The sequence below is a fragment of the Micrococcus sp. TCR-5 genome (genome assembly GCF_052220525.1).
GTDB classification, from domain to species: Bacteria; Actinomycetota; Actinomycetes; order Actinomycetales; family Micrococcaceae; genus Micrococcus; species Micrococcus luteus.
Genome location: NZ_JBQPDO010000023.1, coordinates 1 through 14,099, shown reverse-complemented (window position 1 = coordinate 14,099; position 14,099 = coordinate 1). Strand labels below are relative to the sequence as shown.

At 73.2% G+C, this 14,099-nt stretch carries 12 protein-coding genes and 1 pseudogene; 2 read left to right on the top strand and 11 right to left on the bottom strand.

Annotated elements, in window-relative coordinates; translation table 11 throughout:
* Positions 1-95: 95 nt before the first annotated feature.
* Positions 96-311, top strand: a pseudogene (locus ACTSKS_RS10570) (integrase core domain-containing protein); the annotation flags it as partial.
* A gap of 203 nt (positions 312-514) precedes the next feature.
* Here ACTSKS_RS10570 and ACTSKS_RS10565 read toward each other — a convergent pair.
* The 9 genes from ACTSKS_RS10565 to ACTSKS_RS10525 are packed head-to-tail and all read right to left on the bottom strand — an operon-like array spanning position 515 to position 10,914.
* Positions 515-1,636, bottom strand: coding sequence for a glycosyltransferase (locus ACTSKS_RS10565; protein ID WP_442927545.1), 1,122 nt, complete (start codon positions 1,634-1,636; stop codon positions 515-517).
* 10 nt (positions 1,637-1,646) lie between these two features.
* Complete coding sequence (locus ACTSKS_RS10560; protein ID WP_206452599.1) at positions 1,647-2,609, bottom strand: glycosyltransferase family 2 protein; 963 nt, start codon at positions 2,607-2,609, stop codon at positions 1,647-1,649.
* A 16-nt stretch (positions 2,610-2,625) separates the two neighbouring features.
* A complete protein-coding gene (locus ACTSKS_RS10555; protein WP_442927544.1) occupies positions 2,626-3,663 on the bottom strand; it encodes a glycosyltransferase in 1,038 nt (345 codons plus the stop codon).
* On the bottom strand, positions 3,660-4,796 hold the full coding sequence (locus ACTSKS_RS10550) for a glycosyltransferase (RefSeq protein ID WP_442927543.1): 1,137 nt from the start codon (positions 4,794-4,796) through the stop codon (positions 3,660-3,662). The genes ACTSKS_RS10555 and ACTSKS_RS10550 overlap by 4 nt, the downstream gene beginning before the upstream one ends.
* On the bottom strand, positions 4,787-7,030 hold the full coding sequence (locus tag ACTSKS_RS10545; RefSeq protein WP_442927542.1) for an N-acetylneuraminate synthase family protein: 2,244 nt from the start codon (positions 7,028-7,030) through the stop codon (positions 4,787-4,789). Before ACTSKS_RS10545 ends, ACTSKS_RS10550 begins: the two co-directional genes overlap by 10 nt.
* On the bottom strand, positions 7,027-7,818 hold the full coding sequence (locus tag ACTSKS_RS10540; protein ID WP_442927541.1) for an acylneuraminate cytidylyltransferase family protein: 792 nt from the start codon (positions 7,816-7,818) through the stop codon (positions 7,027-7,029). The genes ACTSKS_RS10545 and ACTSKS_RS10540 overlap by 4 nt, the downstream gene beginning before the upstream one ends.
* Entirely contained in the window at positions 7,815-8,936 is a 1,122-nt protein-coding gene (locus tag ACTSKS_RS10535; protein WP_442927540.1) for an RNA-binding protein, read from the bottom strand. Before ACTSKS_RS10535 ends, ACTSKS_RS10540 begins: the two co-directional genes overlap by 4 nt.
* Positions 8,933-9,994 carry a CgeB family protein gene (locus ACTSKS_RS10530; RefSeq protein ID WP_442927539.1) on the bottom strand — a complete coding sequence of 354 codons (1,062 nt, stop codon included), beginning with the start codon at positions 9,992-9,994 and terminating at the stop codon, positions 8,933-8,935. The genes ACTSKS_RS10535 and ACTSKS_RS10530 overlap by 4 nt, the downstream gene beginning before the upstream one ends.
* Positions 9,991-10,914 carry a glycosyltransferase family 2 protein gene (locus ACTSKS_RS10525; RefSeq protein WP_250203075.1) on the bottom strand — a complete coding sequence of 308 codons (924 nt, stop codon included), beginning with the start codon at positions 10,912-10,914 and terminating at the stop codon, positions 9,991-9,993. Before ACTSKS_RS10525 ends, ACTSKS_RS10530 begins: the two co-directional genes overlap by 4 nt.
* Positions 10,915-11,114: 200 nt before the next feature.
* On the opposite strand from ACTSKS_RS10525, the gene ACTSKS_RS10520 reads away from it, so the two are divergent.
* Positions 11,115-12,209 (top strand): PqqD family peptide modification chaperone, encoded by a 1,095-nt coding sequence (locus tag ACTSKS_RS10520; protein WP_442927538.1) that lies wholly within the window; start codon positions 11,115-11,117, stop codon positions 12,207-12,209.
* A gap of 54 nt (positions 12,210-12,263) precedes the next feature.
* On the opposite strand, the gene lepB is transcribed toward ACTSKS_RS10520, so the two are convergent.
* Together lepB and ACTSKS_RS10510 are read right to left on the bottom strand one after the other, a co-directional pair.
* Positions 12,264-13,010 carry a signal peptidase I gene (gene lepB / locus ACTSKS_RS10515; protein WP_206451531.1) on the bottom strand — a complete coding sequence of 249 codons (747 nt, stop codon included), beginning with the start codon at positions 13,008-13,010 and terminating at the stop codon, positions 12,264-12,266.
* A 2-nt stretch (positions 13,011-13,012) separates the two neighbouring features.
* Positions 13,013-13,993, bottom strand: a complete 981-nt coding sequence (locus ACTSKS_RS10510) for a ribose-phosphate diphosphokinase (RefSeq protein ID WP_036340441.1) — start codon at positions 13,991-13,993, stop codon at positions 13,013-13,015.
* Positions 13,994-14,099 lie beyond the last annotated feature (106 nt).

Genomic DNA, 14,099 nt, shown 5'->3' with positions numbered 1-14,099 from the left:
CGTGACAGCCCAGTACGTGATCCGCGAGGTATACCACCTCGTGAAGACCAACCCTCGCACCGGTCAGATCGCGAGTTGACAACTATAGGAGCATCAACGCCCTCGCGGAGAGCGTGAACGGCCTCTACAAGGCCGAACTCATCCACTCCAAGCGCGTGTGGGAGTCCGTGCAGGCGGTTGAGCTGGCCACCATGGGGTGGGTGCACTGGTGGAACACCGCCCGCCTGCATGAGGCCCTCGGCTACCGCACTCCGGCGGAGGTCGAGGCGGCCTACACTCACGACCGAGACGTAGCGCCCGTTGCGTCCTGACCTCGGAACGAAACCCAGGGCGCTTCAGCGAGGCTCGACGATGCCTGCTTCCTGGGTCAAGGTGCGAATGCCCACTTGCCTCACGACCCACAGGAGGGCCACGACCAACAATCCGTTGAGGACCGCAGAGGCCAACACCAGGTAGACCCTGGGCCCGTACTTCGCGTTCGTACGGCCCGCCCCGGGTCCGGGCCGTCCCCCGCTTACGGGTGTGCCACCTCGCCCAACAGGCCACGGATCCGCCGCCCGAACTCCACTTCGGAGAACCGTTCGGCGTGCGCCTGCATCGCTGCCCGGTCCCAGTCATGCGCCAGCAGACGTTCCACCCCCTCGGCCACCGCCTCCACCGTCGGTTCCTCCACGAACACTCCGTTGACGCCGTCCACGATGGTGTCCAGGTAACCGCCGGCCCGTAGCGCCACGGTGGGCACGCCCCACGCGCTCGCCTCGAGCGGCGTGATGCCGAAGTCCTCGTGGCTCGCGGCGATCAGTGCCGTCGCGTGTGCGTACGCCCAGCGCAGCTGCGCGTCGGTGAGGTCCTGGCCGAACACCACGTCCTCCCCCGCCATCGCCCGCAGCCGGGCCTCCTCCGGGCCCTTGCCGATCACCACGAGCGGCCGCCCCGCGCAGGCCGCTGCCTCGATCGCCACGTCCACGTGCTTGTACGGCATGAGTCGCGCCACCGATAGCAGGAAGCCGTCCTCCGCCAGCCGCTCGGCACCGGGGATCGGCTCCTGCGGGCCGTCCGTGCTCACGGAGTGCGGCGGGAACACGAGGTCCACGCCCTCGAGCCCGTAGACGTCTTCGATCCGCTCCTTCACCACCGTGGAGTTGGCCACATAGCGTGATCGACGCCGAACGGCCACGCGGTCCCACCTGCGCAGACCCGGGCGCAGCACGCGCGCGATCCGGCCCTTGATGCTGTCCCGGCCGCCGTCGCCCAGGTAGTCGTCCAGCAGATACACCCAGCGCGCCGGGGTGTGGCAGTAGACGAGCGTGTCGCCGTCGTACCGGAATCCGTGCGCCCAGCCCGAGGTCGAGACGACGGCGATCGGCTCCTTCACATGCAGCAGTGAGGAGGCCAGGGGCAGCAGCGGCAGTGCCCGCCGCGGGTCCTTCCGCAGCAGCCCCACCCGGTTCAGGGGTGAGGTGATGATGTGCGCGTCCTTGAATTCGGGGAACGTGCCCTCGGGGTCGTAGAACGTCGTGTAGATCGGCGCGTCCGGCCACATCCGGTGCAGGGCGAGCACCACCCGTTCCGCCCCGCCCTTCTGGGTGAGGTAGTCGTGGGCGATGGCGATCCGGCCGCGTGTCATGTCGGTCATGGTGATCCCCTCAGAACTGTCGGCGGGCACGCCCCGGCCGAGTGCGTCCGGTCTCCGCCGCGGCTTCGACCTGCAAGGCGATCAGCTTTCGTGCGATCGGGGCTGGCAACACGGCAGCGGCACGCTCGACGACGGCAGAGCTGTACTGGATCGTGCGCTCCGTGCTCAGAGCAGCCACCGCCCGCACGGCGGCGCCCCACGGCCCGCCCGGGGCGCGGTCCCCGCCGAGTGCGTCCGCCCCGTGCTTGGCGATGAAGATCTGCCGGGCGGACCCGGAATGCAGAGCCCGGCGCGCCTTGGTGTAGGTGGTGACCGCCGCCGCGTGGTGACGGGTCTCCAGCTCCGGCCGGATCTCCACCGGATACCCGGCGACGTGGAGGCGGTAGCCGAAGTCCACGTCCTCCCAGCCATAGCGGCGGTAGTCCGGGTCGTAGCCGCCGAGCTCCGCATGGAGGGTGCGGGGCACGGACACGTTGCCCGCCCAGTGCCGCCACTGCTGCTCTGCCGGAAGGGCATAGGCATGGCGACGGTGCGCTTCGTCCTGGGCGTCACCGTAGACGCGCTGATAGGCGGAGTCCGGGAGGACATTGGCCGTCAATCCGATCACGCCGCCATGCCCGCCCGCGTGCGCGGCCACGTGGTCCCGGATGTAGTGCGGTCCGGGCTCGAGATCGTCGTCCGCGCGGATGAGGATGCGGCCGGACGTCGCGTCGGCACCGGCGTTGAGCGCAGCGACCCGTCCGCGGTTCTCCCGGAAGACGGTCCAGCTCAGGCCCAGGCCCGGATGCTCTGCGGCCAACTGGGCGAGCACCGCTTCCGACCCGTCCACATCCCCGTCCACGACCACGTGGACCTCGAACGGCGGGGCGTCCTCCTGCGCGGCGAGGGCGCCGATCAGGCGCGGCAGCCGCTGGGCGCCGCCTCGGCTGGGGACGATCACGCTGGCCTCGGGGGTCAGGGGCGTCTCTGTCATGAGTCCTCCGCGGGGTTCATAGGGACAGGTCATCCAGGAGCTCGGCGACGGCGGCGCGTCCGGCCTCGGGTGAGAACAGCGACGCCCAGCGGTGCCGCTGGGAGTGGGCCACCGTGCCCAGATCGACCGCGCGCACGGCCCGCAGGCAGTCCGCGAGCGCGGCCGCGTCTCGCTGCGGAAAAACGAAGGGGTGAGCGCTGCCGACCACCTCGGGAACGGCCCCGGCATCGGAGGCCACCACCGGAACGCCCGCGGCCATCGCCTCGGCCGTCACCAGGCCGAAGACCTCGGCCCACTGCGACGGCACGGCCAGCACGTCCACGGAGGCCAGGAACTTGCCCGTGTCCTGCCAGCCGAGCACCTGGACGTCCTCACCGGCTGCCTTCAGGGCGGTGGCGAGCCGCTCGGCCTCGTCCTCCGCCACGAATCGACTCTCCCCCGCGACCCGGAACACGAAGGCGCGCGGGTCGGTCCTCCGCAGCAGCGCGGCGGCCTCCAGCAGGGTGAGGATGCCCTTGTCCTCGGACAGGCGGCCAAGGAAGCCTACGGTCACCGGCTCATCGGCACCGCGGGCCCGCCGTGTCTGTGGCGCCGTCGGGGCCGGAACCCAGTTGTGGAGCACGCGGGCCCCGCGGATGCGGTCCGCCGCGAACCGGGAGGGCACGAGAACCGCGAGCGCACCGGGACGCGCCAGGGCGGAGAACACGCGCAGAACCGGCTTCTCGGGCACCTGGTGCAGGTGCACGATCCGGCGCGGCCGACCGGCCAGCGCCGCGGCCGGCAGCAGCCCGTTGCACCACGCGACGTCGTCCTTGCCTCGGCCACGGTCCCAGGCCCGGAGAGCGCGCAGGTACCCCAGGCGTCCGGGCCCGCCCACGCGGACCACGTCGAAACCGTCCGCGGCCAGACGATCGGCGGTCTCGGCCGGGTGCACCGGGGCCACGACGCCCACGTCCCGCCCCAGCTCGCGCAGGGCCGTGGCGAGGTGGTGCAGCATCACCTCGCCGCCACCCACTTCGCCCTGGTTCGCCAGGATCCAGATGCGACCGGTCATCCCGAGATCTTCCCTGCCCGCCGCCCGAGCACCTCGAGGGTCGCCTCGGCGGTCGCCCGGGCCATCGTCTCCACGTCGCCCACGCGCACCTCACCCGGGCCGTCGGCGGCGGCACGCACGACGGCGTCGGCGATGGCCGCCGGAGTGGTCTCGTGGACCAGGCGCTCGGGCGGCAGGATCTCCCCGTTGCCGCCCACGTCCGTGGCGACGGCGGGCAGGCCCGCGGCCGCAGCGTCGAGCAGGGTGTAGCTGAGGTTCTCCCACGCGGAGAGCTGCACCAGCACGTCGTGCTCGGCCATGGTCTCCCACGGCTCCACGAAGCCGGGAAGGTGGACCGCATCCGCGACACCGAGCGCCTCGGCCTGGGCGCGCAGCTCCCCCTCCAGGGGGCCAGCGCCGGCCAGCGTCAACCGCGTCCCGGGGTCCCGCTCCAGCAGGGCGGGCAGCGCGGCGATCAGCCGGTCGAGGTTCTTCTCGGGGGCCAGCCGGGACAGGGACAGGATCCGCAGCCCCTCCCCCGGTGCGCGCCGCCGCCCCGCGGCCGCGGCGCGCACCGCGGGCACGTCCACGCCGTTGCGCACCACGGTGAGGGGCGCCCCCGCACCCCATTTGCGCCGGAGCACGTCCGCGGTGGACTGCGCCACCGCGATCACGAGGTCCGTACCGCGCAGCCGGGCGCGGTGCGCGGCGTTCTTCACCCGGGCCGCGGCGGCGCGGTTGTACAGCCCGTCGTCCGGGGCGATCCCGTGCTCGGTGCTGAGCAGCGCCGGCGCACCGGCCCGTCGCAGGGCCCGCTCCGTGCCCAGCGCGGTGAAGGCCGTGAGGTCGGCGTAGGCCAGGTGCGTGTGGACCGCAGCCGGGCGCAGGGTGCGCACCGCCGTCCGGAGCGTGCGCACCGAGGCGGCCAGACCGGCGTCGGGACCGACGGCCCCGGTGAACACCGCCGCGCCCTGCTCGCGGAGGCGCTCGGCGAGCGGCCCCTCGGGGCAGAGCACCGCCAGACGCAGGCCGGGCAGGCCCACGCGCGCGACGTCGAGGACGTGCCGGGCCACGCCGCCGAGGTCGGCGACGGGCACCACCCAGAGCGTCAGCGGGGCCGGGGTGGTCGTCGCGGCCTCGGGGATCACAGCCACTGCTCCAGGCGGTCCAGGGCCGTCCAGAAGCCCTCGCCGTTGTTGATGTGGCCCTGCCAGATCTCCGGGATGAAGCTCACCCCGGGGGCCAGGCGGTCCAGCTGCTCGCACAGCACGGGCCAGTCGACGTCGCCCTCGCCGATCTGCGGTCCCTCCCCGTCCACACCGGTGGCGTCCACGAGGTGCAGGTGGATGGTGTGCGGGGCCAGCTTCTCCACCATCTCCGAGAAGGGGATCCCCAGGAACGTGGCCGAGAGCTTGGAGTGGGAGATGTCCAGACACAGGGGCACCCCCGTGGCCTCCACGAACGCCACGGTGTCGTCCGGGTCCATGAAGAGGTTGTGGTACTGCTGACCGCCCATCAGCCACGGGAACGGCGGCAGCGTCTGCGCGGCGATCCGGATGCCGGAGGTGTCCAGGCGCTTCACGGCCTCGGCGATGCGCGCGTACTTCGGCCGCCGCTCCTCCGGGCGGATGTGCCGGTCCAGGGTGAACCCGCCCATGGTGATGACCATGATGGGCGCCTCCTCGGACGGGAACCAGCGCTTCAGGTCCCGGGTGATGTCGATCGTGCGCTGCACCTCGGCGATCGAGCGCTCCCACACGGCGTCGTCGTCGCTGGCCAGGTCCACGAGGAAGTCGCCGGAGAAGATGTCCGGCAGGTGGGTGGTGAAGCCCATCGGCATGGGCTCGCTGAACACCGAGTCGATGTCGATCTCGAGGTCCTTGTAGGAGAAGTGGAACTCCAGGAAGTCCGGGGTGCAGTCCTTCGTCAGCGCCTCGACGTCGTGGTAGCGCACCGGCAGGCCCCAGGGGCGCCGGAACTGGAACTGGCGCCCGGTGGGCACCGTGTCCGTGAGGTCGCCGGCGAAGAAGAAGTCGCCCTCGGCCATCTCGCGGTGCAGGGTGCGGCCGACCAGGCGCGGCAGCTCGTTGGGCTGCAGGCCGCGGCCCGGGGACTTCACGGTCACGTCGTCCGCGGTGATCGTGGCGCCGGCCCGCAGCGGACGGGCCGCCACCAGGGACTTGGCCAGGTTGATGCGGTTCATCGCCTCGCCCGTGGAGACCACGCGCTCGTTCCCGACGCCGATCGACTCCTCGATGTCCCGCGTCTGCCGGACCATCTGCGCGAACTCCTCCGGCAGCAGGGAGACCTTGTGGTCGTTGCCCTCGAGCCCGCGGTCCACGGTGAAGTGCTTCTCGATGATCGCAGCGCCCCGGGCCACCGCGGCCAGGGCCACGTGGAAGCCGCGCTCGTGCCCCGAGTAGCCCACCGGCGTCTGCGCGATCTCCGCGAGCCGGTCCAGGTAGGCCAGGTTCACGTCCTTGTAGGGGGCGGGGTACGTGGACTGGGCGTGCAGCATCGCGAAGGGGACGCCGGAGGAGCGCACGAGGGCCACCGACTCGCGGATCTCCTCCTCCCGGGACATGCCGGTGGAGAGCACCATCGGCAGGCCGGAGGCGGCCGCGTCCCGCAGCAGACCGTGGTTCGTCAGGTCCGCCGAGGCGATCTTCACGCCGTCCACCGGGTACTCGCGCAGCACCCGCATGGACGGGGCGTCCCACGGGGTGCACATCAGGGCGACGCCGGCGTCCCGGACGTGGTCGAACACCCGCACCATGTCCTCGGCGGAGAGCGAGAACTTGGCCAGCTCGTCCAGGGTGCGCTGGGCCCCCAGGTCCTCACCGGCGGTGGCCGCACCGGACTGCCGGTACAGGGCGTCCATGTCCCGCAGCTGGAACTTCACGGCATCCGCGCCCGCCTCGACGGCCAGGTCCACGAGACGGCGGGCCAGGTCCACATCGCCCTGGTGGTTGTTGCCGATCTCCGCGATCAGGAACGCCGGGTGGCCCTCCCCGATCCGGTGCCCGCCGACCCGCAGCTCCGCCTCCCGGTTGATCGCCAGGGCCGTCAGGCGGCCGCGCTCGTCCAGCAGCGGCAGGTGCAGCGCCCCGGCGGGCAGGGCCTCGCGCATCTCGGCCGGGGAGGCGCCCAGGGGCGCCGTCGCCGGGTCGCGATGGGCGACGTCGACCGCGGCCACGTCCAGCGACGCCTCCGGATGCGCCACGAGCCAGCGGCGCACGTCCCCGTCCGTCAGCGAGCCGACGAGGAAGCCGTGGGAGTCCACCACGAACACGGTGCGCTCGCGGTTGTCGGTCATCTTCTGCAGGGCGGCCAGGAGCGAGTCCTCGGGGAAGACGAGGTAGGGGGTGAGCCTGCGTTCGATGATCACTGCGCGCCTCCGGGGGTGCGGTTCGGGCCGGTGGTGGGGGTCTCGGCGGTGCGCGGGGCACCGAGGTCGGGGTGGTGCTGGAGCACCTTCTGGACCGCCAGGTACTGGTCCATCTGCTGCTCGGCCAGGGCGAAGTCCAGCTCGGTGTCGATGTCCACGCCCTCGAGGTCGTCGAGCTCCAGCATGCCGATCCGGCCGCCGAGCCGGTTGTGCAGCCGGTCATAGACCCAGGGGCGCGTCACATACAGCGAGCCGTTCTCGCGGAACCGCAGGTCGGTGCGCGTCATGTCCTGCCGGCGCTTGCGCGCCGTGACGTCGAAGTCCGGGATCGGCTCCCCGCCGGGATCCTCGGGATGGCGCCACAGGAACGGGGACACCGGGACGACGCCGACCAGCGAGTCCACCCCCGTATCCCGGAACTGCCGCACGGCGCGGTCCAGGGTGCCGGGCAGGCGGAGCGGGCTGGTGGCCTGGAGGAGCATCACGCCCTCGGGTTCGACGCCGGCCGCGCGCTCGGCCGCGAGCACGTGCTCGATCACCGGCTCGGTGGGGGTCGAGTCCTGCGCCAGGTGGGCAGGGCGCAAGCCCGGCACGTCCGCGCCGTAGCGGAGGGCGACCTCGGCGATCTCGGCCGAGTCCGTGGAGACCACCACGTGCAGGTCCTCCTCCGCCTCGAGGGCGGCCTGGATGGTCCAGGCCACGAGCGGGTGGCCGCCGAGGAGGCGGATGTTCTTGCCGGGCAGCCCCCGGGACCCGCCGCGCACGGGGATGACGCACAGGATGCTCACGCGGACTCCTTCCAGACGTGCTCGGCGATCGCGGCCGCGGGGTCCGCGGTCGGCGAGGCCAGGGGCGGGGTGGGCTCCGGGGTGCGGCCGGGCCGCCACCGGGTCATGCCGTAGCGCCGCCAGAACCCCTCGAGCCAGGCGGGCGGGTCCGGGTGGACGGCCCACGCGGGTCTGCCGGCCTGCGCGGCCTCGAGGATCCCGGTGGAGAAGACGGCGGCCACGGGCCCGCGCATGGCGACGAGGGGCGCCCCGGCGTCGTCGATCCGCACACCGGCTCTGCGCCAGGCCGCGTGCTGGCCGCGGGAGAGACGGTCCCGCTCGGCCGGGTGGGGGCGGTAGGCGGCGCCGGTGGCCCGCACGTACTGTTCGGCGGGCGCGGCGAAGTCCCGGCGGGGCAGCTCGGCGCCGTGCAGCTGACCGAGGAACACCCCGGGGCCGTCGTCCCCGGCACCCGAGAGCGCGGGCGCGGTCCGGCGGGCCTGCTCCAGCAGCGCCGAGCCCACCGGGACGGCCTCCACATCGGCGCGGCCCTGGGTCCACCAGTCCGCGTCCGTGCTCGTGAAGGCGTACAGGGTGGCGTCCTGCGGGACGGGCGGCGTGGACACGGCCAGCAGCCCGTGTTGGACGACGCCGATGCGCGCTCCCCGCTGCCGGGCCCAGCGCACGGCGGCGCGACCCGAGGGCAGGTACTCCCCCGCCACCAGGACGCGGCGGAGCCCGGACAGGCGATCCCTCACGACGTCGGCGGTGGCGGCGTGCTCCCGGTGGCCCGCGGCCCCGGGCAGGGCGGGTGCGTCACCGGCGGGCAGCACCCAGCCGACCCCGGCGGCGACCTCCGGCCGCACCGTGGCCAGGGCGGCCACGGGCGAGGCCAGCGCGGCCAGCTGCGTGGGGCCGAAGGACTCCAGGGCGACGAGGGTGTGCACGTCCCCCGCCGGCAGGAGCAGGCGCGGGACGTCGTCGCCGGTGGACCGGCGGCGTGTCAGGGCGCCGGCCACGCCGCGCACGGTCGAGCGCGCGGTGTCCGCGGCCCGCCGGGTCAGCGGCCACTGGGCGCGCTGCCACGCGTGCCAGCGCGGCAGGTCCTCGGAGCGCCAGAAGAGGGGCGCGTCGGTCATGCCCACCACCCCTGGGCCATGGCCGCCCGGCGCGCGAACGTGTGCTCCGCGTGCGACCGGCGGCGGCCGGCCTCCCGGATGCGCGCTCCCCAGGCGGGATCCGCGACGACCCGGCGGCCCAGCTCGATGAGGTGGTCCGCGTCCTCGAAGACGAGCACCTCCTCGTCCGGGACGTAGAACTCGGCCACGTCGGCCCGATCGACGAGCTGGAGACCGCCCATGCCGGGCACCTCGAAGGTCCGCATCGCGTGGCCGGCCTGCAACCCGTGGATGTTGATGGCGCCCGCGGCGGCCGCCTGCACGGCGTACGCCTCCTCGAGGGGGATGTCCCGTTCGGCCGGCAGGTCCGGCCGGGTCAGCTCCCACGTGCGCAGGCGGTCCACCGGGTGGTGGCTCCACTGACGCCCGTAGGCGCGCACCGGCACCCCGGCCGCGGTCAGGCGCGAGAGCAGCTCCACGCGGTTCGGGTAGCGCGAGCCCACGAAGACCAGCTCGTCGCGCCGCGGCACCTCCGGCAGCGCCATCGCCGGGTCGAAACCATTGGGCATGTAGTGGGCGTCCACGCCCTCGCCGGCCAGCAGCTCGGCCTCGGAGCGGGCGTAGCTGAGCACCGGCCCGACGGAGCGCAGGAACTCCATCGAGTAGTCGTGCCGCGCGAGGTCGTCGTACAGCCAGAGCATGCGGGGCAGGCCCGCATCGAGGATCGCGGACCAGAAGTCCTCGCCCAGCGAGTCCCCCTTGATGACGAGCACGCGGTCCGGCCGGGCCTCACGCAGCGCGGCCACGGCCCGCCCCGTGTCCCAGGCGACCCGCGCGGCCGTGCGGTCCACGCCCGCCTTCTGCGGCAGCTCGAGCAGCCCCTTGTTCCGCAGCTTCATGCCGAGCGTGGCGTAGGCGTCGTAGCAGTGCACCGCGACGTCGAAGCCCTGGGCCGCCCACGCCGACGCGATGGAGCGGTGATAGCCGTGGAACGCCGGCGAGACGAGGAACAGCCGTTCCGGGGAGCGGCCGCCCCGCGCGTCGGGCGGCGCGGGCACGGTGTAACCGGTGGCGCTCATCGGCGCCGCCCCTTCCAGACCAGCGCGTGCTCGTCCCGGAGCACGGCGCGGGCGTCCACGTCCACACCCCGGGCCTGCCGGAGCGCGTTCACGGCGAAGTTCGCCCCCGTCGCCGCGGTGAGCGCGGCCTTGAGGACCCGGGGGTGACCGAACTTCCGGGCGTAGCGGTACCGGGAGTCCACCAGCCAGCCGCGCCGGCGCAGCGGATCCGAGGAGCCGTGCAGCCCGTGCGGCACACGGACGGCCGGGACCACGATCGACGGCACGCCGCGCTCGCGCAGGCGCCGCTGCAGGTCGACCTCCTCGGAATTCATGAAGTACTCCTCGTCGAACCCGCCGACGGCGCGGACCTGCGCCATCGGCAGGAGCAGCACGGCGCCCATCACCCAGTCGACCGCCACGGGCGAGGCGGACCGGGCCGCCGCGACGTCGTGCCCCACGGCCTCGTGGAGCACGTCCAGGTGACGGAAGCGGGCCAGCGGAGTCAGCCACTCGACGGTCTGGTGCAGGACCGTGGGGAAGTGCCGGCCAGACCACTGCGGCGAGCCGTCCTCGTTGACGACCTGCGGGCTCACCACGGCCGGCTGGTACGGAGCGGCCGCAGCCACCAGCGCGTCGATCTGCGCACCCGTGATGTCCGCGTCCGAGTTGAGGACCAGGGCCAGCTCGGTGGTGACCGCGGCCAGGCCGGTGTTCACGTTCGCCCCGAAGCCGCCGTTGCGCTCGCGGCGCACCACGGTCAGACGCGGATCGTGCGCCTCGGGGTACGGGGTGGGCGAGGCGTCGTCCGAGACCACGACGGCGGCCAGCGCGTCTCCGGGATCGCTCAGCAGGCGGTCGACGAGGGCGAGGGTGGGGGCCGGATCGCCGTAGTGCGGGATCACCACGGTCACCGCCGCCGTGGGCGACTGGGCTGTCATGCGGGCTCCTCCCTCAGCTCGGATGGACGGCGCACTCAGCGCCCGAGAACCTGTGTCGAGTATAGGGAGGCTCTGGCGAAGACCCGTGCCAGCCAGTGGGGCGGCGCCATGGCCGCCCGCACGGCGCTCAGTACACTGACCGGACAGCCACGGGATGGAAAGGGTGAGCCATGCCCGGCGCCCAGGGGGAGGACGAAGCCATGAGCGAGACCACCGCGTTGCGCATCGGCACCGGTCTCGATGCCGTGACGGTGAGCGGCCTCACAGGAGACGAGCGCGCTGAGGTCATCGCGTCCTGGGCCCGGTGCGGTGTGGAGGTCGTGCAGCCGCCCACCCACACCGATGCGCACCGCGGCGCCCACACCGCGTCTCCGTGGCTCCAGTGGCACGAGGACCTGGTGTTCCTGGCGACCTCACGGACGATCGAGTCCGCCCGCGGCACCCACCTGCTGTTCCATGCCGCGTGCCTCGCCGCACCGGACACCGGGGCGGCGATGGTCCTGGTGGCGGCGTCCGGGACGGGCAAGACGACGGCCACGCGCCGGCTGGGACCCCATTTCGCCTACCTCACCGACGAGACGGCGATCATCGCACCGGACGGCCTGACCGTCACGCCCTACCCCAAGCCGCTGTCCCTGCTGGGGTCACGGGGGGTGCGCCCGAAGACCCAGCGGGGCCCGGACGACCTGGGTCTCGGTCCGACCCTCCCCGACGCCCGGCTGGCCCGGATCGCCGTGCTGGACCGCGTGCGGGATCCGGCAGGCCCGGTGACGCCGCGGGCGGAGGCCATAGAACTCGTGGCCGCGCTCGAGGCGCTCGTCCCCCAGACCTCCTCCCTCTCCCTGCTCCCCCGCGGTCTCGTGACGCTCTGCCGCGTCCTCGACACGGTCGGCGGCGCCCAACGCCTGGTCTACGCCGAAGCGGAGGACCTGCGGGATGTCGTCGACGGCCTCCTGGCGGCCCCGCCCACGCCCGTCACCCCCGCCTGGGAGGCGCTCACCGAGGAAGAGCTGCGGGCCTCGGTCGGTGCGGCGGCCCCGGGCGCGGTGTCCCGCTGCACCGTCGACGACGGCATCCTGACCGACAGCGGCCGCCTGGTCCTGCTCGCCTCGGACCGCCTGGTCGTGCTCGAAGGTCTGGGCCCGTCCGTCTGGCTCCTGCTGGACGAGCCGCGGACGGCCGCCGACGTAGTGGCCCGCCTCCGCGCCGAAGGGCCCGTGCCCGAGGACGCCGAGGCCCGGGTGCGGGAGGCGATGGACGCCCTGGTCACCGCGCAGCTGGCCACGACCGGCTGAGCCGGCACGGCCCGGAGGCGGCCGGCGCCCAGGACGCCCCGCCCCCTCAGGAGATCAGTGCCCGCCCCAGTGCGTGGGCGGCCAGACGGTCACGAAGACCTCGCCCACGATGTCCTCGCGGGTGACGAAGCGCGCGCAGTCCCCGGCCTGGTCGGCGGGGATGCCGCGGCACGCGATCACGGAGTCGGCCGAGTTGGAGCGGTGGTCGCCGAGCACGAGCATCGAGTCCTCCGGCACGGTGACCGGGCCGAAGCAGCGCGCGGAGATCACCTCGGACTCGCAGTCCAGCTCGTCCCGGAGGAACGGCAGGTCGTTGTGGATGTACGGCTCGTCCAGGGGCTCCCCGTCCACCGTCACCGCGCCCTCGGCGGTGCAGCACTCCACGGTCTGCCCCGCGGTGCCGATCACGCGCTTGACCAGGGCCTGCTCGTGCGAGCGGCCGATGCCGGTGAGGTCGCCGAACGTGCGGACGGCGTTCTCCACGGCCCCCTCCGGTGGCATGGGGTGCGCCCAGTCCTCGTTGGCCGTGAAGACCACCACGTCCTGGGCGTCGGCCGCCCCGTCCGGGTAGGCGGTGCGGTTGACCAGCATGCGGTCCCCCACCTCGAGGGTGTTCTCCATCGAGCCGGACGGCACCGAGTACACCTTCACCCACAGGGCCTGCACCACGGCGACGACCGCGAGGGCCACCACCACGTTCAGCAGCAGGGAGGCCCAGAACGGCAGGCGCGGACGGTGAGGCTGCGGCGCGGCCACCGCGCCGCCGTCTTCCCCGTGGGCCGGCTCGACGCGCTCGGCCATGGTCAGGCGACGCCGTCGAAGAGGCTGGTGACCGAGCCGTCCTCGAAGACCTCGCGGATCGCGCGGGCGATCAGCGGGGCGATCGAGAGCACGGTGAGGGTCTCGAAGCGCTTCTCCTCCGGGATGGGCAGGGTGTTGGTCACCACGACCTCACGGGCGCCGCACTCGCCGAGACGCTGGGCGGCCGGGTCCGAGAACACCGGGTGCGTGGCGGCGATGATGACGTCCTTGGCGCCGGCGTCCTTGAGGATCTGCACGGCGCCGGCGATGGTGCCGCCGGTGTCGATCATGTCGTCGATCAGCACGCAGACGCGGCCCTCGACGTCCCCGACCACGGTCTTGGACTCGGCCTTGTTCGGAACGGTGAGGTCCCGGCTCTTGTGCACGAAGCCCAGCGGCACGCCGCCCAGGCGGTCCGCCCACTGCTCCGCCACGCGCACGCGACCGGTGTCCGGGGAGACCACCGTGACCTCCTCGCCCTCCACGCTGGAGCGGATGTGGTCCGCCAGCAGCGGGATGGCGAACAGGTGGTCCACCGGGCCGTCGAAGAAGCCCTGGATCTGGGCGGTGTGCAGGTCCACGCTCATCACGCGGGAGGCGCCGGCGGTCTTGTACAGGTCCGCCACGAGGCGGGCCGAGATCGGCTCGCGGCCGCGGCCCTTCTTGTCCTGGCGGGCGTATGGGTAGAACGGCGAGACCACTGTGATGCGGCGGGCGGAGGCGCGCTTCATGGAGTCCACCATGATCAGCTGCTCCATGAGGTGGTTGTTCAGCGGCGCCGGGTGCGACTGGATGATGAACACGTCCTTGCCGCGCACCGACTCGCCCGAGCGCACGTAGATCTCGCCGTTGGCGAAGTCGTAGGCGCTCATGGGCAGCAGCTCGGTGCCGAGCTCCTCCGCGATCTCCTGCGCGAGCTCGGGGTGGGCGCGGCCCGTGGCCAGCACCAGTCGCTTGTCCTCGCTGCGGCTCAGCTCCGTCATGACGTCCTCATCATCCTTCGTGGTTGCACGTTCCATGCCCGGCGGCGGCGCGCGGCCGACGTCCAGCGGGCCGCCTGAGGGGCCCGGTCCTCGCACCCATCCTAGG